The sequence below is a fragment of the Halomonas korlensis genome (assembly GCF_900116705.1).
GTDB lineage: Bacteria > Pseudomonadota > Gammaproteobacteria > Pseudomonadales > Halomonadaceae > Halomonas > Halomonas korlensis.
The window spans coordinates 149283-173793 of sequence record NZ_FPBP01000004.1 but is presented as its reverse complement, the minus strand read 5'-3'; the positions used below and the strand labels follow the sequence as shown (position 1 = coordinate 173793).

The 24511-nt window shown below is 64.2% G+C and carries 24 protein-coding genes and 3 tRNA genes; 18 read left to right on the top strand and 9 right to left on the bottom strand.

Annotated features, from left to right (window positions below; genetic code table 11):
• The first annotated feature begins 82 nt into the window (after nt 1-82).
• The 6 genes from alaS to BM341_RS07450 all read left to right on the top strand — a co-directional run bounded on the left by alaS (nt 83) and on the right by BM341_RS07450 (nt 4939).
• Nucleotides 83-2689, top strand: coding sequence for an alanine--tRNA ligase (gene alaS / locus BM341_RS07475; protein WP_089794493.1), 2607 nt, complete (start codon nt 83-85; stop codon nt 2687-2689).
• A gap of 108 nt (nt 2690-2797) precedes the next feature.
• Nucleotides 2798-4048 carry an aspartate kinase gene (locus BM341_RS07470; RefSeq protein WP_089794491.1) on the top strand — a complete coding sequence of 417 codons (1251 nt, stop codon included), beginning with the start codon at nt 2798-2800 and terminating at the stop codon, nt 4046-4048.
• Between the two features lie 221 nt (nt 4049-4269).
• On the top strand, nt 4270-4467 hold the full coding sequence (gene csrA / locus BM341_RS07465; RefSeq protein ID WP_089794489.1) for a carbon storage regulator CsrA: 198 nt from the start codon (nt 4270-4272) through the stop codon (nt 4465-4467).
• Between the two features lie 95 nt (nt 4468-4562).
• Nucleotides 4563-4655, top strand: a tRNA-Ser gene (locus BM341_RS07460).
• Nucleotides 4656-4720: 65 nt separating this feature from the next.
• Nucleotides 4721-4797 (top strand) — tRNA-Arg (locus BM341_RS07455).
• 65 nt (nt 4798-4862) lie between these two features.
• Nucleotides 4863-4939, top strand: a tRNA-Arg gene (locus tag BM341_RS07450).
• A gap of 204 nt (nt 4940-5143) precedes the next feature.
• On the opposite strand, the gene BM341_RS07445 is transcribed toward BM341_RS07450, so the two are convergent.
• Nucleotides 5144-6115, bottom strand: a complete 972-nt coding sequence (locus BM341_RS07445) for a tRNA dihydrouridine synthase (RefSeq protein ID WP_089794487.1) — start codon at nt 6113-6115, stop codon at nt 5144-5146.
• 170 nt (nt 6116-6285) lie between these two features.
• Between BM341_RS07445 and BM341_RS07440 the strand changes: the two genes are divergently transcribed.
• The 3 genes from BM341_RS07440 (at nt 6286) to BM341_RS07430 (ending at nt 9791) form a co-directional block, all read left to right on the top strand.
• Nucleotides 6286-6540 (top strand): OadG family protein, encoded by a 255-nt coding sequence (locus BM341_RS07440; RefSeq protein ID WP_089794485.1) that lies wholly within the window; start codon nt 6286-6288, stop codon nt 6538-6540.
• Nucleotides 6541-6616: 76 nt separating this feature from the next.
• The gene (gene oadA, locus BM341_RS07435) at nt 6617-8458 is read left to right on the top strand and encodes a sodium-extruding oxaloacetate decarboxylase subunit alpha (protein WP_089794483.1); all 1842 of its coding nucleotides are present in this window, start codon (nt 6617-6619) and stop codon (nt 8456-8458) included.
• Nucleotides 8459-8468: 10 nt separating this feature from the next.
• Nucleotides 8469-9791, top strand: a complete 1323-nt coding sequence (locus BM341_RS07430) for a sodium ion-translocating decarboxylase subunit beta (RefSeq protein ID WP_089794481.1) — start codon at nt 8469-8471, stop codon at nt 9789-9791.
• 73 nt (nt 9792-9864) lie between these two features.
• On the opposite strand, the gene BM341_RS07425 is transcribed toward BM341_RS07430, so the two are convergent.
• From BM341_RS07425 to BM341_RS07390, 8 genes are all read right to left on the bottom strand, one after another.
• A complete protein-coding gene (locus tag BM341_RS07425; protein WP_089794479.1) occupies nt 9865-11472 on the bottom strand; it encodes a gamma-glutamyltransferase family protein in 1608 nt (535 codons plus the stop codon).
• A gap of 64 nt (nt 11473-11536) precedes the next feature.
• Nucleotides 11537-13045: a tripartite tricarboxylate transporter permease gene (locus BM341_RS07420; RefSeq protein WP_089794476.1), complete on the bottom strand. Its 1509-nt coding sequence runs from the start codon at nt 13043-13045 to the stop codon at nt 11537-11539.
• 17 nt (nt 13046-13062) lie between these two features.
• Nucleotides 13063-13533: a tripartite tricarboxylate transporter TctB family protein gene (locus BM341_RS07415; protein ID WP_089794474.1), complete on the bottom strand. Its 471-nt coding sequence runs from the start codon at nt 13531-13533 to the stop codon at nt 13063-13065.
• A gap of 62 nt (nt 13534-13595) precedes the next feature.
• Nucleotides 13596-14570 (bottom strand): Bug family tripartite tricarboxylate transporter substrate binding protein, encoded by a 975-nt coding sequence (locus BM341_RS07410; protein WP_089794472.1) that lies wholly within the window; start codon nt 14568-14570, stop codon nt 13596-13598.
• Nucleotides 14571-14691: 121 nt separating this feature from the next.
• Complete coding sequence (locus tag BM341_RS07405) at nt 14692-15222, bottom strand: chromate transporter (RefSeq protein ID WP_089794470.1); 531 nt, start codon at nt 15220-15222, stop codon at nt 14692-14694.
• Entirely contained in the window at nt 15219-15791 is a 573-nt protein-coding gene (locus BM341_RS07400) for a chromate transporter (RefSeq protein WP_089794468.1), read from the bottom strand. Before BM341_RS07400 ends, BM341_RS07405 begins: the two co-directional genes overlap by 4 nt.
• A gap of 239 nt (nt 15792-16030) precedes the next feature.
• Entirely contained in the window at nt 16031-16645 is a 615-nt protein-coding gene (locus BM341_RS07395) for an IMPACT family protein (protein ID WP_089794466.1), read from the bottom strand.
• Nucleotides 16645-17115, bottom strand: coding sequence for a LexA family protein (locus BM341_RS07390; protein WP_089794464.1), 471 nt, complete (start codon nt 17113-17115; stop codon nt 16645-16647). The genes BM341_RS07395 and BM341_RS07390 overlap by 1 nt, the downstream gene beginning before the upstream one ends.
• Nucleotides 17116-17333: 218 nt before the next feature.
• Between BM341_RS07390 and ccmA the strand changes: the two genes are divergently transcribed.
• From ccmA to ccmI, 9 genes are all read left to right on the top strand, one after another.
• Complete coding sequence (gene ccmA / locus BM341_RS07385; RefSeq protein WP_089794463.1) at nt 17334-17978, top strand: cytochrome c biogenesis heme-transporting ATPase CcmA; 645 nt, start codon at nt 17334-17336, stop codon at nt 17976-17978.
• A complete protein-coding gene (gene ccmB / locus BM341_RS07380; RefSeq protein ID WP_089794783.1) occupies nt 17965-18708 on the top strand; it encodes a heme exporter protein CcmB in 744 nt (247 codons plus the stop codon). Before ccmA ends, ccmB begins: the two co-directional genes overlap by 14 nt.
• A 14-nt stretch (nt 18709-18722) precedes the next feature.
• Nucleotides 18723-19463: a heme ABC transporter permease gene (locus BM341_RS07375; RefSeq protein ID WP_089794461.1), complete on the top strand. Its 741-nt coding sequence runs from the start codon at nt 18723-18725 to the stop codon at nt 19461-19463.
• Complete coding sequence (ccmD, locus tag BM341_RS07370) at nt 19463-19696, top strand: heme exporter protein CcmD (protein ID WP_089794460.1); 234 nt, start codon at nt 19463-19465, stop codon at nt 19694-19696. The genes BM341_RS07375 and ccmD overlap by 1 nt, the downstream gene beginning before the upstream one ends.
• Nucleotides 19686-20201, top strand: coding sequence for a cytochrome c maturation protein CcmE (gene ccmE / locus BM341_RS07365; protein WP_089794458.1), 516 nt, complete (start codon nt 19686-19688; stop codon nt 20199-20201). Before ccmD ends, ccmE begins: the two co-directional genes overlap by 11 nt.
• Before the next feature lie 12 nt (nt 20202-20213).
• Nucleotides 20214-22217: a heme lyase CcmF/NrfE family subunit gene (locus tag BM341_RS07360; RefSeq protein ID WP_089794456.1), complete on the top strand. Its 2004-nt coding sequence runs from the start codon at nt 20214-20216 to the stop codon at nt 22215-22217.
• Entirely contained in the window at nt 22214-22741 is a 528-nt protein-coding gene (locus tag BM341_RS07355) for a DsbE family thiol:disulfide interchange protein (RefSeq protein WP_089794454.1), read from the top strand. The genes BM341_RS07360 and BM341_RS07355 overlap by 4 nt, the downstream gene beginning before the upstream one ends.
• An 83-nt stretch (nt 22742-22824) precedes the next feature.
• Complete coding sequence (locus BM341_RS07350) at nt 22825-23271, top strand: cytochrome c-type biogenesis protein (protein ID WP_245784219.1); 447 nt, start codon at nt 22825-22827, stop codon at nt 23269-23271.
• On the top strand, nt 23268-24509 hold the full coding sequence (gene ccmI, locus BM341_RS07345; RefSeq protein ID WP_089794452.1) for a c-type cytochrome biogenesis protein CcmI: 1242 nt from the start codon (nt 23268-23270) through the stop codon (nt 24507-24509). The genes BM341_RS07350 and ccmI overlap by 4 nt, the downstream gene beginning before the upstream one ends.
• The last annotated feature ends 2 nt before the right edge of the window (nt 24510-24511 follow it).

Here is a 24511-nt window from a genome sequence, read left to right as displayed (position 1 = left end):
CCGAGCCCGACATGTCGGGCAGGCATCGCCGCCGTCGATCGCCTTCCCGCCGCGTCATCCTGCTTATCGTCACGGATATCCCATGAAAAGCGCAGAGATCAGACAGGCCTTCCTGAGTTTTTTCGAGGAGCACGGTCACACCATCGTGCCCTCAAGCTCCCTGGTGCCGGACAACGACCCGACCCTGCTCTTCACTAACGCCGGCATGGTGCCTTTCAAGGACGTCTTTCTGGGTCGCGACCCGCGTCCCTACGTGCGCGCTACCTCGGCTCAGCGCTGCGTGCGTGCCGGCGGTAAGCACAACGACCTCGATAACGTCGGATATACCGCGCGTCACCACACCTTTTTCGAGATGCTCGGCAATTTCAGTTTCGGCGATTACTTCAAGCGTGACGCCATCCGCTTTGCCTGGATGTTCCTGACCGAAGTGTTGGGCCTGCCCAGAGAGAAGATGTGGGTGACCGTGCACATCAGCGACGACGAGGCCGAGCGTATCTGGAAGGATGAGATAGGCATCGATCCCGCACGGTTCTCGAAACTCGATGAGGACAACTTCTGGCAGATGGGCGACACCGGCCCCTGCGGACCGAGTTCCGAGATCTTCTTCGATCATGGTCCAGAAGTCTGGGGTGGGCCGCCTGGCAGCCCCGAAGAAGATGGCGATCGTTATATCGAGATCTGGAACCTGGTATTCATGCAGTTCGATCGCGACGCCAGCGGCACCCTCAATGCTCTGCCCAAGCCGTCCATCGATACCGGCATGGGGCTTGAGCGGGTCGCTGCGGTACTGCAGGGCGTGCACTCCAATTACGAGATCGACCTCTTCCAGAATCTGCTGGAGTCAGCGGCCCGGGCCACAGGGCACGACGACACCAGCACGCCTTCGCTGCGGGTGATCGCGGATCATATCCGCTCCTGCGCTTTCCTGATCGTCGATGACGTATTGCCTTCCAACGAGGGGCGTGGCTACGTGCTGCGCCGAATTATTCGGCGCGCCATTCGACACGGTCACAAGCTCGGCGCCAAGGGCAACTTCTTCCACAAGCTGGTCGGAGCACTCGACGCCGAGATGGGCGACGCCTACCCGGAGCTTCGCCAGGCGCGCCAGCGGATCGAGCGTGTGCTGCTCAAGGAAGAGGAACAGTTCGCACGCACCCTGGAGCACGGCATGGGGCTGCTCGAGGAAGCCCTGGCCAGGTTGGACAGCGAAGTGCTCCCGGGTGAGACGATCTTCAAGCTCTACGACACCTACGGTTTTCCGTATGACCTGACCGCCGATGTCTGTCGTGAGCGCGGCGTGAGCCTGGACGAGACGGGTTTTCAGCGTGAGCTGGAGGCCCAGCGCGATCGCGCCCGTGCCGCCAGCCAGTTCGGCGCCGACTACGGGGCCGCGCTAGAGCTCGAGGGCGAGACGGCGTTCACCGGCTACGACCGGCTCGAGGATCGGGCCACCGTCACGGCAATCGTCGATCGCCAGGGCAACGCCCTGAGCGGCCTGGTGCCCGAACAGCGCGGCGTGGTGGTGCTGGATCGAACGCCCTTCTACGGCGAATCTGGCGGCCAGGTGGGCGATACCGGCTATCTGAGCGTGCCGGGCGGCCGATTCATGGTCACCGATACCCAGAAGCAGGCCGGCCATCATCTGCATCATGGTGTGATGCTGGAAGGCGAGCTGGCGGTGGGCGCCGAGGTCACCCCGCAGGTCGATGCCGGCCTGCGGGCCGCCACGGTACGCAACCACTCGGCGACCCACCTGATGCACAAGGCACTGCGCATGGTGCTGGGCGATCATGTGCAGCAGAAGGGCTCACTGGTCACCCCCGAGCGGCTGCGCTTCGACTTCAGTCATTTCGAGGCCATGACGCCCGAGCAGTTGGCCGAGGTAGAGACTATCGTTAATCAGCAGATTCTCGCCAATGCGCCGACGCGCATCGAGCAGATGAGTCTCGACCAGGCCAAGACCAAGGGCGCCGCGGCGCTGTTCGAGGCTAAGTACGCCGATAACGTGAGAGTGCTGACCATCGGGCCTGATGATTTCTCCATCGAGCTCTGTGGCGGTACCCACGTGGCACACAGCGGCGACATCGGCTGCTTTCATATCGTCAGCGAAGCCGGGATCGCCAGCGGCGTGCGGCGTATCGAGGCGATCACCGGTGAGGGAGCCCTGGCGCACTTCCGCGAACAGGAAGCGCGCCTGAATCGTATCGGGGAACGACTCAAGGCCAAGCCGGAGCAGGCGGAAGAGCGGGTGGAATCGCTGGTCGAGCGCAACCGCGCCCTGGAAAAGGAGCTCGAGCGCCTGAAGGCCAAGCTCGCCAGTACCGCCGGGAGCGACATGCTCAGCCAGGCCCGTGACGTGAATGGCGTCAAGGTGCTGGCCACGCGGCTGGAGGGCGTTTCCGGCAAGGAGCTGCGCGGCGTGCTGGACCAGCTCAAGAACAAGCTGGGCTCCGGCATCGTCGTGCTGGGCGTGGCTGACGCCGAAGCCGGCAAGGTCAGCCTGATCGCCGGGGTGACCAGCGATCTCACCGGCCGTGTGAAGGCCGGCGAGCTGGTCAATCATGTGGCCTCCCAGGTGGGCGGCAAGGGCGGCGGCCGGCCCGACATGGCACAGGCCGGTGGCAGCGATGTCGCGGCGCTGCCGGGCGCGCTGGCCAGCGTGCCGGCCTGGGTCGAGGAACGGCTTTAGACATCGTGACGGGGCCGGTAGCCGTGATGCACGGACCCTGAGGTATTCTTGACAATTTTTCACTCATCCGAGCGCCCGGCGCACTCGAACCACGAGGGAAATCGGCAGATGGCACTATACGTACAGAAATTCGGCGGCACCTCGGTGGGCTCCGTTGAGCGCATCAAGGCCGTGGCCGAGAAGGTCAAGGGCTTTCGTGACCAGGGTCACCAGATCGTGGTGGTGGTGTCCGCGATGAGCGGCGAAACCAACCGCTTGATCGGCATGGCCAACGAGATCAACGACGACCCCACGCCGCGCGAGATGGACATGTTGGTATCGACCGGCGAGCAGGTGACCATTTCCCTGCTGGCCATGGCGCTGCACAAGTTGGGCGTGCCGGCGACATCCTATACCGGCTCCCAGGTCGGTATCGTCACGGACAGCGCTTACACCAAGGCGCGCATCCAGCGCATCGAGACCGAGGACATGCGTCAGGACCTCGACGACGGTCAGGTGGCCGTGGTCGCCGGCTTCCAGGGGGTCGATGATGAAGGCAACATCACTACCCTCGGCCGTGGCGGTTCCGACACCACCGGCGTTGCGCTAGCGGCGGCACTGGGAGCCGACGAGTGCCAGATTTATACCGATGTCGATGGTGTCTACACCACCGACCCGCGTGTCTGCTCCAAGGCAAGGCGGCTCGAGACCATTACCGTCGAGGAGATGCTTGAACTGGCGAGCCTCGGCTCCAAGGTCCTGCAGATCCGCGCCGTCGAGTTCGCCGGCAAATACAATGTTCCGCTGCGCGTGCTGTCCAGCTTCGAGGATGGCCCCGGCACCCTGATCGTTGCAGACTCCGATAAAGACGAGGATTCCATGGAAGAACCGCTGATTTCCGGTATCGCCTTCACCGCCAGCGAAGCCAAGCTGACCCTGCTCAATACCCCCGACGTGCCGGGCGTGGCCTCACGGATTCTCGGGCCCATCGCTGACGCCAATATCGAAGTCGACATGATCGTGCAGAACGTAGCGCCAGCAGGGGATTACACTGACTTCACGTTCACCGTGGCCAAGGGTGATTACAAGCAGACCACCAAGATTCTCAAGGAACAAGTGATTCCCGACCTGGGGGGTGGCGAGCTGAGGGGTGACGACAACATCGCCAAGGTTTCGCTGGTCGGGGTGGGGATGCGTTCACATGCCGGTGTGGCTGCGAAAATGTTCCGTGTCCTGGCCGATGAGAATATCAATATCCGCATGGTGTCGACTTCCGAAATCAAGATTTCGGTGGTGATTGATGAAAAACATATGGAACTTGCGGTCAAGGCCTTGCATAAAGCGTTCGGACTGGACAAGAGTGACATCGAGAGCGAGTAATACGCCACGAACGCCGACCCTTTTTACGTTGGTGGTTGATGGTTGATGAGTCGTCCATGGTACTTGATGAGTAGGACTTTCCTTAAACGGAGCTCACGAGTGCCATGGAGCCGAAGTCCGAGGTCAGGTAGGATGTCATGCCGCATAATGAATCGGCGCCATCTCGTCGGCTTACATCTCGCTGCTAATACGTCCGAAAAAGTCTGAGAAGGAGATCAGCCATGCTTATCCTGACCCGCCGAGTCGGCGAAACCCTGATGATCGGAGACGACATCACCGTGACGGTGTTGGGCGTCAAAGGTAATCAGGTGCGCATTGGGGTCAATGCCCCCAAGGATGTCGCTGTCCATCGTGAAGAAATCTATCAGCGTATTCAGCGTGAGAAGGTCGATGCGGAAACAGAGGAACAGGGGCGCTGAACCACCAACGACCCATGCCCCCGAAACTGAGAAAACTCGCTAGCTTGCTGGACAATCGCGTTTCGAAACGGTAGGATACGTGCCGTGTCGATGAGGGAGAGGTGGCCGAGTGGCTGAAGGCGCTCCCCTGCTAAGGGAGTAAGGGGTTAATAGCCTCTTCGAGGGTTCGAATCCCTCCCTCTCCGCCACTTACCAAGTGGTAGTGTCTTTGCAGACAAAGGCAAGTGACGCCTCGACGCAGTGAAAAGATAGAGCGCCCGTAGCTCAGCTGGATAGAGTACCTGACTACGAATCAGGTGGTCGGAGGTTCGAATCCTCCCGGGCGCGCCATCTTCTCTTTGAATGTTGCCGTTTTGTCTTGCTTCATTCCGCCAATGATTCGTTCATTGCATCCAGCGCCCGTAGCTCAGCTGGATAGAGTACCTGACTACGAATCAGGTGGTCGGAGGTTCGAATCCTCCCGGGCGCGCCAGATTAAGCCCCGTCCTCCCTGCGAGGGCGGGTTTGTTGTTTTCGTTGACATGTTAACTGGCTGGGCCGGCGCATTTTAGCTCGTGCGGGCCCTGCGATCGTTTGAGACGCTGTCGTGACACGATGAGCGTCTCTTTTTTTGCCTACACTTTGTGTCCGTCGTTAGGCACCGCGCTAGCCAGTAATGGACCGATACGCTGCGTGGTCAGGCAGGCTCATGCTGGCAATCAAGTGCCGCGTGTTCATGGTCAGGCGCCCGCAGACCGACAAGCAGCGCGTCCAGATCCGTCAGGCGCTTGAGGGCCTGAAAACGCCTGGCCGATTCGGCATGGCGGCTCCGCATCTGCCCCAGCCACTGTTTGACGAGAGAAGTGACTACACGATCACGAAGTGTGATACGCTGCAATGCAGCAAATTCGGCGAGGATGGCGGCGCGCGATTGCCAACCGGTGTCGGCGAGTCGTTCGCCAGTCGCTTGCCAATGACGGATGCGTGTCGCCAGCCAAGGATCGGCCAGGGCGCCGCGACCGAGCATGACATCCTGACAGCCCGAGAGCGTGCGAGCCTTCCAATAGTCTTCCAGGGTCCAGATGTCGCCGTTACAGACGACCGGGACGGCCAGGCGCCGTCGGATGCGCCCGATCCATTCCCAGTGGGCGGGCGGTCGATAGCCTTCCTCGCGGGTCCGCCCGTGGACGACTAGCTGCGAGGCACCGCCGCTTTCGGCAGCCAAGGCGCATTCCAACGCCAGGCGCCGGTCGGCAAAGCCCAGGCGGATCTTGGCGGTCACGGGTATCTCGTCGCCCACGGCGGCATGGACGGCGTTGACAACGGCATGGACGCGATCGGGGTCCCGCAGCAGCGAGGCCCCGCCATCGTGACGGTTGACTGTCTTGGCCGGGCAGCCGAAATTGAGGTCGAGCTGCGTCGCGCCGAGCCGTAGCGCCTGGCAGGCATTGGCCGCAAGGGCGGCGGGATCCGAGCCAAGCAGCTGAAGACACACCGGAACGCCTGATGGGGTGGCGACGCGTGTGGCGCTGAGCTCAGGGCAGTGCTTGTAAAAGACGCGCGAGGGCAGGCGAGCGTCGACAACGCGTACGAATTCTGTCACCGCCCAGTCGAAGCCGGGCTGACGGGTCAATAGATCGCGGGTCACCGCATCGATGACCCCTTCCATGGGGGCTAGGCCGATTCGCCCGTTATGTAGTAAATTAACAACGCTGACTTCCACCATGGCGCCATTGCAATCTGTCGGAAATATGGCAGGTTATAGCATCCCGAAAAAAGCGCAAGCCGGATTTTTCCATGAAATCGAGGCTTTTGTGCGCAAGAAGCAGGAGAATTCGCATGCAGGACACGCAGCTGCTCAACGAGGGGCTTGCCCTGATGGGCGTGGGCATGGGGTTCGTGTTTGTTTTTCTTACGTTGTTGGTGATCGTCACTACCCTGATGTCCAAGACCGTTGGGCGCTTTTTCCCCGAGCCCGTCGCGCCACAGGCGCCGATCCGCGGCCGAGCCGGTGCCCCGGCGGGCCAGGACGATGACGTCATGGTCGCCATCACCGCTGCCGTGCATCACTATCGCCGCCGTCACCGTCGCTGACGGCGCTACCCCACGCCGACGTTTCATTGCCTGCCTCACCGCGTGATGGCTCCTTCATAACGACAAGGTCAACGCTATGACAGACTCGACTCGCCGCCCGCTGGGCATTACCGACGTGGTCCTGCGCGACGCCCACCAGTCGCTGTTCGCCACCCGCCTGCGCCTCGATGACATGCTGCCCATCGCCGAGAAGCTCGACCGTGTCGGCTTCTGGTCGCTGGAGTCCTGGGGCGGGGCGACCTTCGACGCCTGTATCCGCTACCTCGGCGAGGATCCGTGGGAGCGGATACGGGCGTTGAAGGCAGCCATGCCCAACACCCCCCAGCAGATGCTGCTGCGCGGCCAGAACCTGCTCGGCTACCGCCACTACGCCGACGACGTGGTCGACCGCTTCGTCGAGCGGGCGAAGACCAACGGCGTCGACGTGTTCCGCGTCTTCGATGCCATGAACGACCCGCGCAACCTCGAGCGCGCCATTCAGGCGGTGCGCCAGGTCGAGGGCCACGCCCAGGGCACGCTCTCCTATACCGTGAGCCCGGTGCACACCCTGGACGGCTGGGTCGAGCTCGGCAAGACCATCGCCGCCATGGGCGCCGATTCGCTGGCGATCAAGGACATGGCCGGCCTGCTCAAGCCCTACGATGCCTACGAGCTGGTGACCAAGCTCAAGGCCGCCGTCGACATCCCCATTCATATGCAGTGCCACGCCACCACCGGCATGTCCACCGCCACCGCCCTCAAGGCCGCCGAGGCGGGCATCGATAACGTCGATACCGCGATCTCCTCGATGTCGATGACCTACGGCCACAGCCCCACCGAGTCGGTGGTGGCGATCCTTCAGGGCACCGCGCGCGACACCGGCCTGGACCTCGAGCTGCTCGAGGAGATCGCCGCCTACTTCCGCGAGGTGCGCAAGAAGTACGCCGCCTTCGAGGGCTCGCTCAAGGGCATCGACTCGCGCATCCTGATCGCCCAGGTGCCGGGCGGCATGCTCACCAACATGGAAGGCCAGCTCAAGGAGCAGGGCGCCGGCGACAAGCTCGACGACGTGCTCAAGGAGATCCCGCGGGTGCGCGAGGACCTGGGCTTCATCCCGCTGGTCACCCCCACCTCGCAGATCGTCGGCACCCAGGCGGTGATGAACGTGATGATGGGCAACCGCTACCAATCGATCTCCAAGGAGGTCCAGGCGCTGCTCAAGGGCGAGTACGGGGCCGCGCCGGCGCCGTTCAACCAGGAGCTACAGGCGCGTGTGCTGGAGGGGGGCGAGCCGATCACCTGCCGCCCGGCCGACAACCTCAGCCCCGAGATGGACAGGCTGGCCGCCGAGCTCAAGGAGAAGGCCAAGGCCGAGGGCATCCGCCTGGCCGAGGGCGAGCGCGAGATCGACGACGTGCTCACCTATGCGCTGTTCCCGCAGATCGGGCTGAAGTTTCTCAAGCACCGCGACAACCCCGACGCCTTCGAGCCCGCCCCCCAGGCCCCCGGGAAGGAGGCGCCCGGCGCCAGCCTGCCAGTCGCTTCACAGCAGGGCGGGGCCGAGGTCAGGGCGCCGGCGACCCAGGGCGGCGCGCCGGCCGGCCCCGAGACCTACACCGTCAAGGTCAACGGCAAGGCCTACGTGGTCGAGGTCGCCGAGGGCGGCGAGGTCGGCGAGGTCCAGGCGCAGGCCGCGCCCGCCCAGCCCGAGGCCGCGCCGGCCGCGAGCGGTGAGACGATCACCGCGCCGCTGGCCGGCAACATCTTCAAGGTCAACGTGCGCGAGGGCGACAGCGTCGAGGAGGGCGACGTGGTGATCATCCTCGAGGCCATGAAGATGGAGACCGAGGTGCGCGCCAGCGTCGCCGGCAGCGTCTCCGCCGTCAAGGTCAGCGAGGGCGACAGCGTCGCCGTCGGCGACGTGCTGATCGAGCTCTAAGGGCCCCCTCATGGAGAAACTACTGACACTTTGGCACGGCTCGGGGCTCTACAACCTGAATCTGGGCCAGGCCGCGATGATCCTGGTGGGGCTGGTGCTGCTCTATCTGGCGATCCGCAAGAAGTTCGAGCCGCTGCTGCTGGTGCCGATCGGCTTCGGCGGGATTCTTGCCAACATCCCCGAGGCGGGCCTGGCGCTGTCGGCGCTGGACCAGGCCATCGAGGTGGCAAGGCCCGCCGTGCTCCAGCAGCTCGCAACCGCGCTGGGCGCGAGTCTCGACCCTGCAGCTGACGCCGAGACGTGGCGCCAGACCCTCAAGGGGCTGACCCAGGACGGGGCGGCGCCGGAGACGCTGCGTGCCGCCCGCGACGTGGCGGTCGGCGTCGGCTACGGCGAAGGCATGCTCTACAGCTTCTACACGGTGGCCATCGCCTCGGGCATCGCGCCGCTGGTGATCTTCATGGGCGTGGGGGCGATGACCGACTTCGGCCCGCTGCTGGCCAATCCGCGCACCCTGTTCCTGGGCGCCGCGGCCCAGTTCGGCATCTTCGCGACCCTGTTCGGCGCCGTGGGGCTCTCGGCGCTGGGGGTGATGGACTTCTCGCTCAACCAGGCCGCCGCCATCGGCATCATCGGCGGGGCCGACGGCCCGACCTCGATCTACGTGTCGAGCGTGCTGGCCCCGGAGCTGCTGGGTGCCATCGCCGTGGCCGCCTACGCCTACATGGCGCTGGTGCCGCTGATCCAGCCGCCGATCATGAAACTGCTGACCTCCAAGCGCGAACGCGAGATCACCATGACCCAGCTGCGCCCGGTGTCGAAGCTCGAGAAGGTCGTCTTTCCGATCGCGATCCTGCTGTTGGTGGCCTTCTTCCTGCCGGATGCCGCGCCGCTGCTGGGGATGTTCTGCTTCGGCAACCTGATGCGCGAGTGTGGGGTGGTGGAGCGGCTCTCCGACACCGCCCAGAACGCGCTGATCAACATCGTGACCATCTTCCTGGGCCTCTCGGTGGGCTCCAAGCTGATGGCCGACAGCTTCCTGGCCCTGGAGACGCTGGGGATCCTCGGCCTGGGCATCGTCGCCTTCGGCATCGGCACCGCCGCCGGGGTGCTGATGGCCAAGCTGATGAACGCGATGAGCAAGATGCCGATCAACCCGCTGATCGGCGCCGCCGGGGTCTCGGCGGTGCCCATGGCGGCGCGGGTGGCCAACAAGGTGGGGCTGGAGTCAAATCCGCACAACTTCCTGCTGATGCACGCCATGGGGCCCAACGTCGCCGGGGTGATCGGCTCGGCGGTGGCCGCCGGGGTGATGATCAAGTATTTGGGATGAGCGTGAGCGGGTCGCGCCAGTAGAGACGGAGACGGCGCCCCGCGGGGCGCCGTCTTCATGAGGACTCAAGACGCTACCAGGGGAGTACCGCCCCATCGGTGCGCGGTTCGGTGCCGCCGCTCAAGACGCCGGTCTCACTGTCGCGCAGGATGATTTGACCCCGGCCGAAGCTGATCGTGTCGGCCGCCTTGACGATCTTGTGGCCGCGTCGGGCCAGCGCCAGGGCAAGATGGTCGGGGAAGTGCGGTTCGACTTCCACGGTGCGTCCCTCGGTCCACTTCCAGCGTGGCACATCCAGCGCCGCCTGGGGATTGAGATGCTCGTCGAGCATGGCGGTGATCACCTGGACGTGTCCCTGGGGTTGCATGAAGCCGCCCATGACGCCGAACGGGCCGACGGCCTGACCGTCACGGGTGATGAAGCCGGGGATGATCGTGTGGTAGGTGCGCTTGCCCGGCGCCAGGGCATTGGCTTGCTCGGGGTCGAGCGAGAACGACCAGCCGCGGTTCTGCAGGCTGATGCCGGTTCCCGGCACGACGATGCCCGAGCCGAATCCCGCGAAGTTGCTCTGGATGAACGACACCATGTTGCCGTCGGCATCCGCCGTGGCGAGATACACCGTGCCGCCCTTGATGGGGTTGCCGTGGACCGGGTCCAAGGCGCGCTCGCCAATCAGCTTGGCGCGCGAGGTCAGGTAGTCGTCCGCCAGCATCTGCTCGACGCTGGGCTTCATCTGGTCGCGCTCGGTGATGTGCTCGAGGCCGTCGACGTAGGCCAGCTTGGTGGCCTCGATGCGGCGATGCAGCGTCTCGACCGGGTCGCGGACCTCGTCACCCATCCGCTCGAGCATGCCGAGTGCCTGAAGCGCGATCATCCCGCTGCCATTGGGCGGGATTTCCCAGATGTCGTGGCCGCGGTAGCGGGTGCCGATCGGCTCGACCCACTCGGGCTCGAAGCGTGCCAGATCTTCCTTGCGCAGCAGACCGCCGTGCTCGCGGAAGAACGCGTCGAGCTTGTCGGCAAGCTCCCCCGTATAGAAGGCCTGACCCTTGGTGTCGGCAATGGCGCGCAGCGTGCTGGCATGGCCTGGCGATGACCAGAGCTCGCCAGGCCTCGGGGCATGGCCCGCGGGGGCGAAGGTGTCGAGCCACGGCGTAAAGGCGGCCTCGTCATAGGCGCTGTAATTGTGGAAGGCTTCCTCCCACATCTGATGCACGATCGGTGAGACCGGAAAGCCCTGCTCGGCGAGCTCGATGGCGGGGGCCAGCAGCTCGGCAAAGGCCAGCTTGCCGAAACGCTCCGAAAGCGCCGACCAGGCCGCCGGTGCCCCGGGGACGGTCACCGGAATCATGCCGTGCTTGGGCATGCGCTCATGCCCGAGCGCCTTCACGGCCTCGATGGTGGCGCCGGCCGGGGCCGGGCCGCTGGCGTTGAGGCCATGGAGCTTGCCGTCCATCCAGACGATCGCGAAGACATCGCTGCCGATGCCGTTGGACGTCGGCTCGACCACGGTCAGCGCGGCGGCCGAGGCGATGGCGGCGTCCACGGCGTTGCCGCCCTGCTGTAGGATGCGCATGCCCACCTGAGCAGCCAGCGGCTGGGAAGTGGCGATCATGCCGCGGCGGCCGAAACTGGCCATGCGCCGCGAAGGACTCGGATAGTAGAGGGCATCATGCTGCATGCACTGGCTCCTGAATGATGGTTTCAAGCGGGAATAGGTTTTAAACGGAAATAAAGTTCAGGCATCATTCGCCTTTTGTCTCGAGGGCATGGAGGCGAATCTTGCGGTTCTGATACAGCGAGAAGAGCAGTGACACCACCGCCAGCGCAAGAAACAGCGCCGATAGCGGCCGGGTGAGGAAGGTCAGCCAGCTGCTGTCGAGTTCCAGGGCGCGAAACAGCTGGCGCTCCATGTTGTCGCCCAGCACCACGCCGAGGATCAGCGGGGTGAGCGGAACTTCCGCCTTCCAGAGCAGGTACCCCAGGATGCCGAAGATAAACAGTACCCAGACATCGAAGAGGTTGTTGTTCAGCGCGAAGGCGCCGACGGCACACAGCATCAGCACCACGGGCACCAGCACCTGCTGGGGAATCAGCGAGATCTTGGCGAACCAGCGCACCAGCAGCAACTGACAGAGCACCATGACCACGGCACCGATCAACAGGCTGGCGTAGATGGCCCCGACGAGCACCGGGTTCTGCTCGAACATCAGCGGGCCGGGGGTGATGCCGTGCAGGATCAGCACGCCCATCATGATCGCCATCGGCAGGTCGCCCGGAATGCCCAGCGCCAGGGTGGGCACGAAGGCGCCACCGGCCACCGCACTGTTCGAGGCTTCCGAGGCGACGATGCCATCGGGCGTACCGGTACCGAACTTCTCGGGGTGGCGGGACATCTTCTTTGCCTGGTCGTAGCTGATGAAGTTGGCAACGGTCCCCCCGGTACCGGGAAGCGCGCCCACCAGGCTGCCGATCAGCGACGAGCGCAGGGTGTTGATCTTCTGGCGCGACATGTCCACCAGGATCTGTCGGTAGGGGATCGCGACATTGGTGTTGACGTCCTTGATCTCGCTCTTGTCGTCGCGCAGCTTCTCGAGGTTCCCCATCAGTTGCGAGAAGGCAAAAATGCCGATCATCACCGGCAGGATCTCGAAGCCGGAGCCGAGTACCGGGAGATCGAAGTCAAAGCGCAGGTTGCTGTTGCGATCGTAGCCGACGGTAGTGATCAGCAGCCCCAGGGCGGCCGCCAGCAGCCCCTTGAGCATGGCCCCGTTGGACAAGCCGGCGACCAGGGTGAGGGCGAAGACGATCAGCGAGGTGATTTCCCAGGGGCGGAATTTCATGCTGTAGCTGGCGATCAACGGGCCGAAGAAGACCAGCACCGCCACGCTGATCAGGGTGCCGATGAAGGAGGCGGCAACGCCGATGCCCAGCGCCCGGCCCGGCTCGCCCTTCTGGGCCATGGGATAGCCGTCGTAGACGGTGGTGATCGAGGATGGCGTGCCGGGAATGCCCAGCATGATCCCCGAGACGAGCCCGCCCGAATAGCCGCCGACGAAGACGCCGACCATCAGCGAGACGCCACTGACCGGGTCCATGGCGAAGGTGAACGGAAAGACCACCAGAATCGCCATGGTCACGGTGAAGCCGGGAATACAACCGCCGATAATGCCGAACAGGACCCCGATCGTGATCAGCGCCAGGACCATGGGGCTGCCGACTTGACCGAGTGCCTGAAGAAAGAAGTCAGCCATGGTTCACTCCGAGTGCGTCAGGGTAGCCAGACATTGAGGCCGTAACGGAAGATCACGTACACCAGCGGTACGAGAATGCCGCTCACGGTGAGATTGATGATCCACTTGCGGCGCGTATCGATGCCCAGCAGCAGGGCAAAGGCCAGGACCAGAAAGCCCAGCGTCGCCGCGATATAGCCCACTAGTGGCAGCAGGGCGGCATAGAGGCCGAACAGCAGGAAAAGACCCAGAACGGTACGGTTGTGGGCGAGCCATTGCGGGAAGGTGCGGCGGGGCGTATCGGCCCGTTTGGCGCCGGCCAGCAGCGAGCGGATCAGGATCAGCAGCGAGAGCGCGCTGACCAGAACCAGCAGGATCCGCGGAAACAGCGCCGAGCCATAAGGTTGCCAGCTGGTCGGCGGGGGAATGTCGCCGGATTCCACCAGCATAATGCCGGCCATGAGCATCATGGCAAGCGCCAGGGCACGATCCTTGGTAAGCATCAGCATGATAGGTCTCTCGGGAGACACCTGTCGGCCGGCGTTAAGCAGGCCGGCAGGGAATCACCGTATCAGTTCTGGAAGTCGATATTCTCGGCGGCAGCGGTCAGCGCGGCCTCGTTCTCGTCGAGAAATTCGAGATAGTCGTCGCCGGCCAGGAAGCGCACCACCGAGCCGAACTCATTCTCGATGCGGCTGCTGATCTCTTCGTTCTCCAGCGCCTTGCCGTAGGCATCGGCGATGGTGGCCTGGATCTCCTCAGGCGTGCCCTTGGGCGCGAAGATGCCGCGGCTGGTCGAGTGATCCATCTCGATGCCCAGCTCGCGCAGGGTGGGGACGTCGGGATGGCTGTCCAGCCGCTCGGGGTGGGCGACAGCCAGCGGGCGGAAGGTGCCGTCCTCATAATACGCGCCGCCGGAAGGCAGGTTGAACATCGCGAAGTCGACTTCTTCGGCCATCAAGGCCGATACCTGCTCGCCGGTATCCGGGTAGCCGACCAGGCGTACGTCCGCCATGTCGATGCCGGCGGCGTCGAAGAACTGCACCCAGAAAAAGTGATCGGTGGAGCTCGGGATCATGCTGAAGCGCACCTCGCCGGGATTCTCGCTGACGTAGTCGGCGATCTCCTCGGCACTCTGTACCGGATGATTGGCGTGTGCAGTCGGGATGTTGATGGTCTGGGTCAGCAGGGCGATCGGCGCGAAGGCGTCGTAGGAATAATCCACAGTGCCGGCCAGCTTGGACAGGGCAATGGTGTCGTGACTACCCAGCAGGGTGTAGCCATCGGGGTCGGCATCCTTGACGTTTCTCGAGCCAAGCGTCGCGCCGGCACCGGCCATGTTGACCGGCACGATAGACTCGCCGAGATGTTTCTCGGCTTCCTTGGAGATCAGTCGGAAGATGATGTCGGTCGCGCCGCCCGGGCCGTAGGGGATGACCATGCGGATATCCTGTTCCGGATAGTCGGCTTGCGCGGTACCGGTCAAGGCAACGGTTGAGGCCAGGCCGATGGCGGCGATGGTGAGGGTCAGTCTCGAGCGCGTCATGGGGTATCACCTTTGCTGTTGTGAGTCGTCTGGTGTTTACCGCTCGTCGGGAGCGGGGTGAGCGCGTGTTGCGGTCTTATGGTTGTTGTGAGGTTGCGAGCGTGTTGTAGAGGCCATTATGTCAGCCCAGGAAGAGGCCTCCGTAGATCAGGGCGGCCATCACGACGAAGGCCGGATGCGTCCTGAAACGCAGCAGGGCAATGGCAGACACCGCGCCAATCAGCACGGTATGCAGCCAGCCGGCATTGTCGAGCCCCTCGCTGAAGAAGCTCCAGGTCAACCAGGCCATCATCGTCGCGATCACGGGGCGAACCCACTGGCTCATGCGCTTCACGCGCGGCGAATCGCGATGGCGATACAGCAGGCCGAGTGCGCCAAGCATCAGCAGCAGGGAAGGCACGACGGTGGCGAAGACGGCGACCAGGGCACCACTGGCGCCCGCGACGTCGTAGCCGACATAACCGGCCATCTTGGTCGCGATGGGGCTGGGCAGGGCGTTGCCCAGTGCCAGGGTTTCCGCGAACTGCTGCGCGCCCATCCAGCCGTAGCGGCCGACCACCTCGGCTTCGATCAGCGGGATGATCGCCGGGCCGCCACCATAGCCGATGATGTTGGGGATGAAGAAGGCAAGGAACAGCTCCCAGTAGATCATCGGCTAGCCTCCTTGCCAGATGAGCTGGGACGCAGCAGGGCGGCCGCCAGCAACCCGCCGATGATCCATCCGGGATGGATGCCGATGACGTAGATCAGTACGCCGGCCACGCTGGCCATTATCAGGCTGACGATCCATCCCAGAGCTAAGCGTGACTTGTTCCAGAAGTCCAGCGTCAACTGGGCCATCATGACCATCACCACCGGCACGACCGCCTGCCCCATGCCCCGGATCCAGGCCACATCCCGATAGCGCGTGAAGAGCCCGAGCAGGGCGACCATGGCCAGAATCATCGGCAGGATCACGGCGATCACGGCGGCCGCACAGCCGGCGAGGCCCGCCACTCGGTAGCCAATGTAGCCGGGCATCTTGGTCGCGATAGGGCCAGGGAGGGTGTTGCCGATGGCCAGGATATCGGCGAACTCGTCATTATCGAGCCAACCATGGCGCTTGACCACTTCCTGCTGGATCAAGGGAATCATCGCTGGGCCGCCGCCGAAACCCAGCAGGCCGATGCGGGTGAATGCCCAGAACAGCGCGCTCAGCCGCGTGCCTTTGCTCGCGGTCATGATGCCGTCCCGTCAACGGTGGTGTCGGACGCAATTGTTATGATTGTCATAAACCATGCCGTGAAAAATCGATTATTTGTTTGATAATATAGTTTGTTGGGGAAAGATACGTCAACTCGCCACGCGAAACTCGCCGTGAGTGATCGGCATGGCAAGATGATTATCTCAAATTATGTCAAGAAGCTATTGAAGCACAGGATAGGCTCTGGGAAGGCTGGCGCAGGGATGCCGACCCAAGGTTAGGTCAATACGGTGATACGCCCGCGTAAGCGCGTTTCCAGGGAGGTCAGATCGGCGGGTGTGTCGTTGGGCCAACCCAGGGTCAGTACGACGCCATCGGCGCGATACTCTGCTTGCGTCACCGGAACGGCCTGTTCGGACAGCCAGGCTCGCGCCTCGGCCTCGCCGGCGAAATCGACCCGGATGCACAGCGCGGCGCGCTCGATGAGCTCACGCCTGGGCAGGGTATCGAGCGCCAGGGCGGCGGCCCTGGCGTAGGCCCGGGCCAGGCCGCCGGTACCCAGCTTGGTGCCGCCGAAATAGCGAGTGACGACACAGCCCACCTGGCCCAGCCCCGCGCCTTCAAGCACCTGGAATATCGGCCGACCGCCGGTGCCCCCGGGTTCGCCGTCATCGGAAAAACCGATGGCGTTCTGTTCGCCGGGCGGGCCGGCAATGAAGGCGCTGCAGTGGTGGCTGGCGCTCGAATGCCGTTCGCGCGCGGTGGCAAGCAGGGCCTCGAAGGCCGCGCTGTCGGGCGCATGACACACCCAGGCGATGAAACGGCTCCTTTCCACCTCGAGTTCGCCTACATGCCAGGCACCGGGCGGCAGGTCGGGTACGGCGTAGCGCATCAGGCGGCCAGTTCCGCCTGGCGCGCCACACCCATCACCAGGCCGAGCACCTGGATATCGTCATTCTTCAGATAGATAGGCGCCATGCCTTCGTTGGCCGGTTGCAGGCGAACGCCGGATTTCTCGATATAGAACTTCTTCAGGGTGACTTCCTGGTTGTTGATCATCACCACGGCGGTCTCGCCGTTTTCCGCGCTCTCGCTGCGTTCGATGATGATCACGTCGCCATCGAAAATATTGCAGTCGATCATAGAATCGCCGCGAACGCGCAGGGCGTAGGTGTTACGGCGTACCATGCGCGACGGCACATGCAGGCTGCCGACGTCGGGGCAGGCATCGATGGGCAGGCCCGCCGAGACTTGTCCAAGCAGCGGGATTTCGACGAGATCACCGTCCTCGATCACTTCCCAGGCCATGGAAGAGGGCTGATTGAGCCGGCGCTGAAGAAACTGCGATCTGACCTTCGACATGTCGTGTCTACTCCTGTCGGCGGACCCGCGATATGAAACCTGTCAATTCGTACAGTACTTCGTGAGCATAACAGCCGGCACGGATCTGGCAAGGCACGATGCGTCAACGCCGACTTGACGCACATCAACTGCGACCGGCTGACGCAGCGGCGCGACTGGTAGCGAAACCCCTTTGCGTGTAAAGTTTCGGCCGAAATACCCTACGCCCGGAGAGTGCCTTGACCCTGCGTCTGCAAGCCCGAGAGCTGGCCTGTGAACGCGATGATCGCTGGCTGTTCGAGGATCTCGACCTGGATATCGTGGCCGGCGAAATCGTGCGCATCGAGGGCCCCAATGGCAGTGGCAAGACCACGCTGTTGAAAATCCTGTCGGGCCAACTGGCGGACTATCATGGCGAGCTCTTCTGGAACGAGATGCCGATGCGCCAGGCACGCGACGCCTTTCTCTCGAGCCTGCTCTATCTCGGCCATACGACTGGGGTCAAGGCGGCCCTGACGCCCCTGGAAAATCTTGCCTGGTACCAGGCCATGGCCGGCGGCCCCGACAGTGAGCCCGCCCGCCTGGCGGCGCTCGACGGGGTGGGGCTTGCCGGCTTCGAGGACCTGCCTACCGGACAGCTGTCCGCCGGGCAGCAGCGCCGCGTGGCGCTGGCGCGCCTGGAACTGACGCCGCGGCCCCTCTGGGTGCTCGATGAGCCATTTACCGCCATCGACCGCCAGGGAGTGGCCGAACTCGAAGCGCGGCTCGAGGCGCATGCGCGAAACGGTGGTTCCGTGCTGGTCACCACTCATCACGCGCTCAGGGCGACGCCCGCCCTGCGCCATGTGCGGCTCGGAGCCGGCAATGCCCATGTCCAGCACTGAGGCTACCGTGAGCAAGGCCGAACCCGCCACTTCATTGCATCGGGAACCCTCCGGCGGTCTGCGGGTCGCATTGCAAGCCACCTTCCGACGTGACCTGACACTCTTGTTGCGGCGGCGTGGGGAGGTACTCAACCCGCTGGTGTTCTTCGCGCTGGTGATCACGCTGTTCCCGATCGGCATCTCGCCTGACCCGGAGCTGCTGTCCACCATCGCCCCAGGCCTGCTCTGGGTGGCGGCGTTGCTGGCGGCGTTACTGTCACTCGACAGCCTGTTCCGTGGTGATTATGACGACGGTAGCCTGGAACAGTTATTGCTCTCGCCCCAGCCGCTCGCAGCGCTGGCGCTGGCCAAGGTCGCGGTGCACTGGCTGTTGACGGGGCTGCCGCTCGCCTTGATGGCGCCGGTGCTCGGCATCATGTTGTCGCTGCCGGCCGGAAGCTATCTGGTCCTGTCGCTGTCGCTGGCGCTTGGCAGCGCCAGCCTGAGCCTGATCGGTGCCATCGGCGCCGCCCTCACCGTGGGGCTTGCACGTGGCGGTGTGCTGCTCTCGCTGCTGGTGCTGCCGCTCTACATTCCGGTGCTGATCTTCGGAGCCGGTGCCGTCCAGGCGGCGATCCTGGGGGACAGCATCACGGCACACCTGGCGATACTCGGCGCCTTGCTCGCAGTGGCGCTGATGCTAGCGCCCTGGGCGATCGCGGCGTCGCTGCGCATCAGTATCAACGGATGAGGAATCAACGAGGGATGTGGACCTTTATTCACAAGCTGGGATCACCCAAGTGGTTCTATGTCATCAGCGCTCGCCTGCTGCCCTGGTTCTGGGCGGCGGCGGCGGTGTTGATCGTGGTCGGCAGTATCTGGGGGCTGGCCTTCGCGCCGGCGGATTACCAGCAGGGCAACAGCTTTCGCATCATCTACGTGCACGTACCGGCGGCCTTCCTGGCCCAGTCGATCTTCGTGGCCATGGCGGTGTCGGGGCTGATCTTCATGGTCTGGAAAATCAAGATCGCCGATATGGCCGCGGCCATGATGGCGCCGCTGGGGGCCGCCATGACCTTCATCGCATTGTTCTCCGGCGCCGTATGGGGCGTGCCCACCTGGGGTACCTGGTGGATGTGGGACGCGCGCCTGACTTCCATGTTGATCCTGCTGTTCCTGTACGTCGGGGTGATCGCGCTGCGTGGAGCCTTTTCCAGTCGCGACAGCGCCTCCCGGGCGGCGTCCGTACTGGCTCTGGTGGGCGTTATCAACATCCCGATCATCAAGTACTCGGTGGACTGGTGGTACACCCTGCACCAACCTGCGACGTTTAGCGTGACCTCGCGTCCGGCCATGCCGCTGGAGATGTGGATGCCACTGTTGATCATGGTGCTGGGCTTTTATTGTTTCTTCATCGCCCTGACGCTGACGCGGACCCGCAGCGAGATCCTGCGCCGTGAAGCGACCAAGCACTGGGTGCGTGAACTGGCCGGGGAGGGGCGCTGATGGCCTTTTCTTCGCTGAACGATTTTCTCGCCATGGGCGGGCACGGCCCTTATGTCTGGAGCGCCTGGGCGATGACCCTGCTGCTGCTGCTGGGCAGTGTGCTGCACGCGCGCCACGAGCGCCGCCAATTGATACGCCAGCTGCAACGCCGCAGCCGCCGCGAGCGGCACCACGCCGCCCAAGGCAGGACACCCCGTTCCCCTTCAAGGGTTGGAGACATCAATGACACCTAAGCGCCGACAGAAACTCTTCGTGATCCTGGGACTGGTGTCTCTGGCAGCGATTGCCGTGGGCCTGACGCTCTTTGCGCTGCGGTCCAACATCAACCTCTTCTTCAGCCCGGTCCAGATCGCTGCCGGAGACGCGCCCTTCGAGCGCACCCTGCGTGCCGGCGGTATGGTCAAGGAAGGGTCGGTCTCCCGCGATACCGAAACCCTGGACGTGGCCTTTACCGTCACCGATTACGTGGACGACGTGGAAGTACGCTACAGCGGCATCCTGCCCGACCTGTTCCGCGAGGGGCAGGGCGTGGTGGTCGTCGGCGAGCTTACCCAGGAGGGCTGGATCCGGGCCGATGAAGTCCTGGCCCGCCACGACGAGAACTACATGCCGCCGGAAGTCGCCCAGGCGCTGGAGGATGCCGGCTATTCACCCGAGGACTACCAGGCCAAGGCCGCCGAGGTCGCCAAGCGTGTAGGGGCCCAGGCAGGCAATGACGACTCGCGCCAGACGAACTGATTCGGAGTGTCCATGCAGACCTTGTTGATTCCGGAAATCGGCCACTTTGCCCTGATCATCGCCCTTTTGATGGCGCTGGTACAGGGGGTAATGCCGCTGGCCGGGGCGGCCACACGCCGCCCGCTGTGGATGGCCTACGCACGCCCCATGGCCACCGGCCAGTTCCTGTTCCTGGCCATCGCCTACCTTTGCTTGACCGCCAGCTACCTGCTTGACGACTTCAGCGTGACCAACGTCGCCAACAACTCCAACTCGCTGTTGCCCTGGTACTACAAGGCCAGTGCGGTCTGGGGCAACCACGAGGGCTCGGTGCTGCTGTGGAGTCTGATCCTGGCGGGCTGGACCTTCGCCGTCAGCCACTTCTCGCGGGAGTTACCGCGCGACATGCTGGCCCGGGTGTTGGGTGTCATGGGCCTGGTCAGCGTGGGTTTCCTGGCGTTCGTGCTGATCACCTCCAACCCCTTCGCGCGGCTGTTGCCCAACCTCCCCGAAGATGGCGCCGACCTCAACCCATTGCTTCAGGATTTCGGGCTGATCGTGCATCCGCCGATGCTTTATATGGGCTACGTGGGATTCTCGGTGGTCTTCGCCTTCGCCATCGCCGCCCTGCTGGGCGGACGCCTGGACGCTGCCTGGACGCGCTGGGCGCGGCCCTGGACCAATATCGCCTGGGCCTTTCTCACCGTGGGCATCGCTCTGGGTAGCTGGTGGGCCTATTACGAGCTCGGCTGGGGCGGCTGGTGGTTCTGGGATCCGGTGGAAAACGCCTCGCTGTTACCCTGGCTGGCGGGCACGGCGCTGATCCACTCCCTGGCCGTCACCGAGAAGCGGGGCTCCTTCAAGAGCTGGACGGTGCTGCTGGCGATCTCCACCTTCTCGCTGTCGCTGATGGGCACCTTCCTGGTGCGCTCGGGGGTGCTGACCTCGGTGCACGCCTTCGCCAACGACCCCTCGCGCGGCCTGTTTATCCTGGTGCTGCTGGGCATTACCGTCGGCCTGTCGCTGCTGCTGTTCGCGCTGCGTGCACCTCGGGTCAGCCATCAGGTGGGCTTCAACTGGCTGTCTCGCGATGCCCTGCTGCTGATCAACAACCTCCTGCTGGTGATCATCACCATCACTGTCCTGTTGGGCACGGTATACCCGCTGCTGCTCGATGCCTTGAATCTGGGCAAGATCAGCGTGGGCCCGCCCTACTTCAATGCGCTCTTCGTGCCGCTCACCGTGCTGCTCTGCCTGTTCATGGGCCTTGGCCCGCTGTCGCGCTGGAAGCGCATGGACGGCCGCGATCTCTTCAAGCGCAGCTGGCTGGCCGGTCTCGCGGCCTTGGTGATCGGCGGTGTCGCGCCGTTGCTCTATCGTGGCGAGTGGAATCTCAAGGTAAGCCTGGGTGTCGTGGTGGCGTTATGGATCGTGCTGCCGATGGCACGCGACCTATGGACCAAGACGCGCCATTCAGCGGGACGTCTGGCCGGCATCAAGCGGTTGTCACTGGCCTACTGGGGCATGGTGCTCGGCCACTTGGGAGTGGCGGTGACCATCATCGGGGTCACGGTGGTGTCCAACTATGCCATCGAGCGTAACGTGCGCATGGGCGTCGGCGACAGCGTCGAGGTCGCCGGTTACACCTTCACCATGACCGAGCTTGCCAGTCGGCGCGGCCCCAACTACCTGGCGGATGCTGCTGAGATCGAGGTGCGCCGCGGTGATAGTCGACGCAACTTTACGATGACGCCCGAGAAGCGCCTGTATATCGCACGCGGCATGCCGATGACCCAGGTCGCGCTGAGCCCGGGACTGTTCCGTGATCTCTACGTGGCCATGGGCGAGGAATTGGAAGGCGGGAGCTGGGCCATGCGTCTTCAGTACAAGCCCTTCGTACGCTGGCTGTGGTTGGGGGCGCTGCTGATGGCCGCTGGCGGCATCATGGCCGTGGCGGACAAGCGCTACCGTCGCACCGTCGCCGCCCGCGACCCGGAAGGCGCGCCGGCGGCCCGCGCCCGGGAGGCCACGGCATGAAGCGTCGCCTGCTGTTGCTGTTGCCCCTGGTCGGCTTTCTCGTGTTAGGGATATTTCTCTTTATGGGGCTGTCGATCAATCCTTTCGAGCGCGACTCGGCCCTGATGGCCCGGGAGTTTCCAACCTTCGAGCTCGCCACCCTCGAGGATGCCGACAGGGTCGTCGATGAGTCACTGCTCGAGGGCGAGGTCACCCTGGTTAACGTCTGGGGCGAGTGGTGCCCGACCTGCAAGCAGGAAATGCCCCAGCTGCTCGACCTCGCCGAGCGGGGCGTGCGCCTGGTGGGGGTCGATTACAAGGACACCCGCGACAAGGGGCGTGATTTCCTCGACACCTACGGCAATCCCTTCGAAGTCAACATCTTCGACCCGGAAGGCACACTGGGCTTCGACCTCGGCGTCTACGGCGCCCCGGAGACCTTCCTGGTCGACCGTGACGGCATCATTCGTTACCACCACACCGGCTATATCAAGCCGGAGGACGTGCGCGATACCATACTGCCGGAGGTGGAAAAATGGCGCTGAACCGACACCGCATGCTACGTCTCAATGTCATGCTGGGCCTGGGCTTCAAATTAAGTCTGGGTTTCATGTTGAGCCTGGGTTTCATGCTGGGCATGGCCCTGCTGTTGCCGACGCCGGGCCTTGCCGCCTCGGAAGTCCGGGAGTTCAGCGACCCGGTCACCGAGCAGCGTTACCGCGACTTGACCGCCACCCTGCGCTGCCCGAAGTGCGAGAATCAGGCCATTGACGACTCCGAGTCGCCGATCGCCGGAGATATGCGCGAGCGGGTCTACCTTCAGCTTCAGGATGGGCGTTCGGACAAGGAGATCATTGACTTCATGGTCGAGCGCTTCGGCGACTATGTGCTCTACAATCCGCGCCTCGAGGGCCGCACGCTGTTGCTGTGGGGGCTGCCTGTCGCCCTGGTGCTGCTCGGCCTGCTGTTGGTGGCGCTGATCGTGCGCGGTCGTCGCCACGCCTCGGCCCGTGAGTTATCCGCCGAGGAGCGCGACCGCCTCGATGCCCTCATCAAACGCGAGAGGACCGAATGACTCTGCTCTGGCTAGCCTTCGCCATCTTGTTGCTGCCCGCCCTGTGGTTGCTCGTCGCGCCGCTGCGCCGTGCCGCGGCCGTGCGTGCCGCGCAACGCGACTTCGAGGCCAATGATCGCAGCACCGACCAGAACCTGGCGATCTACCGGCGCCGCCTGGCCTCGCTGCAGGCCGCTCGTGAGCGTGGCGATATCGACGACGCTCGCCTCGAGGAGGATCGTCTCGAACTCGAGCGCAGCCTGCTTGAAGATACCGAGCATCAGGCGCGCCACCCGCTGCACGCCGCGGCGGCTGGCCGCCTTATGGTGCCAATCCTCATGGTGGCCGTGGTGGTGGCGAGTGTCGTCTGGTATCAGCAGGAAGGCGCCGAGGACGACCTGGCCCTGTATGCCGCTCAGCAGGCGGTGATCAACGATCCCGATGGCTCGCTGGCCATGCTGATCGAGCGTCTCGAGGGCCAGGCCGAGCGTCAGGCCGACAACCCCAATGTGTGGAAGGCGCTGTTTCCGCTCTACCGCGATGCCGGTCGCATCGAGGCGGCCACTGCGTCGCTGGAACGGTTGATCGAACTGGAAGGGCGCGAGCCGTCGCTGCTGGCGGAGCTGGCGCAGATCCGCTACTTCGCCGCCGGTCGTGAAATGACCGACGAGGTCCAGGCCCTGGTCGACGAGGTGCTCGAGAAGGATTCTGGCCAGCCCACGGTGCTCGGCATGCTCGGCATCGCGGCCTTCGACAGTGGCGACTTCGCCCAGGCCATCGAGCACTGGCGGCGCGCCATCGCCGGGATGAACGATCCGGGCAGTGCCGATGCCCTGCGTGAAGGCATCCGCGTCGCCCAGCAGCGAATGGGGGTGGCGCCGGAAGATGCCGAGATGGCCGCCGCCGAGGGGCCAGGCATCCGCGTGAACGTCAGCCTGGATCCCGACCTCGCCTCTGAGGTCGAGGACGATACCCGCGTCTTCGTGGTCGCCCGCGACATGGCCGGCGAGCTGCCGCCGTTGGCCGTGGCCCAGCTGCGTGCCGGCGACCTGCCGACCAGCGTGGTGCTCGACGACAGCCGGGCGATGTCGCCGGAGGCGAACCTCTCCCAGGTGAACGAGGCACGTTTGATCGTGCGAGTCTCGCCGAGCGGCCAGGCGTCGCCGCAGCCCGGCGATCTCTTCGGCAGCCTTGAGGGTGTGACGGTCGGTAGCCTTGACGAGCCCGTCGAGCTGACCATCGATCGGGTCGTCGAATAATT

Bases quoted from the DNA above. Each gene is read 5' to 3' on its own strand.
- ccmD (WP_089794460.1), top strand. From the start codon at position 19,463: ATGGCCTTTTCTTCGCTGAACGATTTTCTCGCCATGGGCGGGCACGGC.
- BM341_RS07355 (WP_089794454.1), top strand. From the start codon at position 22,214: ATGAAGCGTCGCCTGCTGTTGCTGTTGCCCCTGGTCGGCTTTCTCGTG.
- BM341_RS07400 (WP_089794468.1), bottom strand. From the start codon at position 15,791: ATGACCGCGAGCAAAGGCACGCGGCTGAGCGCGCTGTTCTGGGCATTC.
- BM341_RS07425 (WP_089794479.1), bottom strand. From the start codon at position 11,472: ATGCAGCATGATGCCCTCTACTATCCGAGTCCTTCGCGGCGCATGGCC.
- BM341_RS07440 (WP_089794485.1), top strand. From the start codon at position 6,286: ATGCAGGACACGCAGCTGCTCAACGAGGGGCTTGCCCTGATGGGCGTG.
- BM341_RS07390 (WP_089794464.1), bottom strand. From the start codon at position 17,115: ATGTCGAAGGTCAGATCGCAGTTTCTTCAGCGCCGGCTCAATCAGCCC.
- alaS (WP_089794493.1), top strand. From the start codon at position 83: ATGAAAAGCGCAGAGATCAGACAGGCCTTCCTGAGTTTTTTCGAGGAG.
- BM341_RS07420 (WP_089794476.1), bottom strand. From the start codon at position 13,045: ATGGCTGACTTCTTTCTTCAGGCACTCGGTCAAGTCGGCAGCCCCATG.
- BM341_RS07410 (WP_089794472.1), bottom strand. From the start codon at position 14,570: ATGACGCGCTCGAGACTGACCCTCACCATCGCCGCCATCGGCCTGGCC.
- BM341_RS07395 (WP_089794466.1), bottom strand. From the start codon at position 16,645: ATGCGCTACGCCGTACCCGACCTGCCGCCCGGTGCCTGGCATGTAGGC.
- BM341_RS07350 (WP_245784219.1), top strand. From the start codon at position 22,825: ATGCTGGGCATGGCCCTGCTGTTGCCGACGCCGGGCCTTGCCGCCTCG.
- BM341_RS07415 (WP_089794474.1), bottom strand. From the start codon at position 13,533: ATGCTGATGCTTACCAAGGATCGTGCCCTGGCGCTTGCCATGATGCTC.
- BM341_RS07405 (WP_089794470.1), bottom strand. From the start codon at position 15,222: ATGATCTACTGGGAGCTGTTCCTTGCCTTCTTCATCCCCAACATCATC.
- BM341_RS07470 (WP_089794491.1), top strand. From the start codon at position 2,798: ATGGCACTATACGTACAGAAATTCGGCGGCACCTCGGTGGGCTCCGTT.
- ccmB (WP_089794783.1), top strand. From the start codon at position 17,965: ATGTCCAGCACTGAGGCTACCGTGAGCAAGGCCGAACCCGCCACTTCA.
- csrA (WP_089794489.1), top strand. From the start codon at position 4,270: ATGCTTATCCTGACCCGCCGAGTCGGCGAAACCCTGATGATCGGAGAC.
- oadA (WP_089794483.1), top strand. From the start codon at position 6,617: ATGACAGACTCGACTCGCCGCCCGCTGGGCATTACCGACGTGGTCCTG.
- BM341_RS07360 (WP_089794456.1), top strand. From the start codon at position 20,214: ATGCAGACCTTGTTGATTCCGGAAATCGGCCACTTTGCCCTGATCATC.
- ccmE (WP_089794458.1), top strand. From the start codon at position 19,686: ATGACACCTAAGCGCCGACAGAAACTCTTCGTGATCCTGGGACTGGTG.
- BM341_RS07445 (WP_089794487.1), bottom strand. From the start codon at position 6,115: ATGGAAGGGGTCATCGATGCGGTGACCCGCGATCTATTGACCCGTCAG.
- ccmI (WP_089794452.1), top strand. From the start codon at position 23,268: ATGACTCTGCTCTGGCTAGCCTTCGCCATCTTGTTGCTGCCCGCCCTG.
- BM341_RS07375 (WP_089794461.1), top strand. From the start codon at position 18,723: ATGTGGACCTTTATTCACAAGCTGGGATCACCCAAGTGGTTCTATGTC.
- BM341_RS07430 (WP_089794481.1), top strand. From the start codon at position 8,469: ATGGAGAAACTACTGACACTTTGGCACGGCTCGGGGCTCTACAACCTG.